The sequence below is a fragment of the Capnocytophaga sp. oral taxon 863 str. F0517 genome (genome assembly GCF_000466425.1).
Lineage (GTDB): Bacteria > Bacteroidota > Bacteroidia > Flavobacteriales > Flavobacteriaceae > Capnocytophaga.
Genome location: NZ_KE992154.1, coordinates 17,825 through 19,336, shown reverse-complemented (window position 1 = coordinate 19,336; position 1,512 = coordinate 17,825). Strand labels below are relative to the sequence as shown.

The window sequence follows — 1,512 nt, the reverse complement described above, 5'->3', positions numbered from 1 at the left end:
TGATTAGTAAGTTGTTGGAATTTTAACAACACATCTGGAACATTACCCTAAAATTGTGTCCCTTAAAATATCTATGAACTCATTAAATGTATTACATATAAAATAAGTATTATTTTCACTATTTGAAGCCTCAAAAAAGTGAGAATGATCATAGTAATAAATACCTTTAGAAAAATCATCATTTTCTACAGTTACTAGAAGAATCATTCCTCCTCCAAAATCCCTTCCAATAATCAGACTTTCAGCAGGAAGGTCATCTTTAAACTCTTTATGTATTTTTATACATTTTTCTATACCATAAAAAATCTCTAAAAGGATATAGTCCTCTAATCCTTTTACATAAAAATAGCCTTCATCAATAGTAGCACCATCATTATCTACTAAAAAATTGAAATAATCGTTAGGTAACTTAAAACCTAAAAACTCTTGAAAAGAAAGAGTTTTTGCATAATCTCCTTTGTTAATTGCTTTTATTCTCATAAAATGTTAAATTTATTTCTTTTTAGAACTAGCACCCCCCGCTGGTGCAAGTCACATACTCGCTTCCAAGTATTCAGCGACTTTAGCTTGTGCCCAATTCACAATTCTCTCCCCGTCCTACCCGTCCCATTTGTCCCACTTGTCCCACTTGTCGCACCCGTCCCACAATTCAAAATTCACAATTCCCCTCGCACTATTTAGAGCGCATTATAGGTTTTAAAAACGTTTATCTCTATGGTGAGGAAAGGAAAATAGCAGGGCAAATCTTTTTTATTGTATTGATTAGTAAGTTATTGAAATTTTAACAACACATCTGATATATTACCCATTCCTTTTTTGTATTACAAACCGATCTTCTGTTCCAGTACTCAAGTTTTCAATGTTATTTAAATCTACAACATATAACATCTCTTCAAAAGTTCTTTTTTTAGGCGGAATAGAGGTTGATAAATCGCAATTTTCAAAAGTAACATAATCTCCAAAAATAGACTCTGAAAAATCTACATTTTCTAAAAACATTCTTCCTCTTTTTTGGGTATGATATATTCCATTAAATGTAACATTCTCTAATTTGCCAATAAATTTACAATTACGAAAAGAAGAATCATTAAAATTTATATTTTTCAATTTGCATTTATCAAAAATACAATCTTCAAAAAAAGGAGTTTCAAAATATTGTCCTTGAAAATTACATTTTTGAAATAAGCAGTTTTTTAATATTCCTCCATCTACACCTATAGGTATATTTCTCATATCAGCCTTAATAAATTGACAATTTATAAAATTACACTCCCATAGACCTATATGATTAAAATTACTTTTAAAAAATAAACAGTTTTGAAAAGTACAATTTTCAAAAGCTGTATTTTCAAAAATAGTACTTGAAAAGTCAAAATTATCAAAATTTTGCTCACTGAACTTTGTGAAAGCGCTCCAAGATTTTTCTTTATAATTAATATTTTTCATAACATTTATTTCAAAATTACCAATAAATACCTCCCCGCTGGCGCAAGTCACATACTCGCTTCCAAG

General features: G+C 29.4%; 2 protein-coding genes. Both read right to left on the bottom strand.

Annotated elements, in window-relative coordinates:
- Positions 1–42: 42 nt before the first annotated feature.
- A complete protein-coding gene (locus tag HMPREF1551_RS06900) occupies positions 43–480 on the bottom strand; it encodes an SMI1/KNR4 family protein (RefSeq protein WP_021628362.1) in 438 nt (145 codons plus the stop codon).
- 321 nt (positions 481–801) lie between these two features.
- The coding region (locus HMPREF1551_RS13150) for a pentapeptide repeat-containing protein (RefSeq protein ID WP_021628360.1) at positions 802–1,512 on the bottom strand (711 nt) is incomplete at its 5' end.

Excerpts from the sequence above, each read along its gene's own strand:
- HMPREF1551_RS06900 (WP_021628362.1), bottom strand. The coding sequence starts at position 480 with ATGAGAATAAAAGCAATTAACAAAGGAGATTATGCAAAAACTCTTTCT.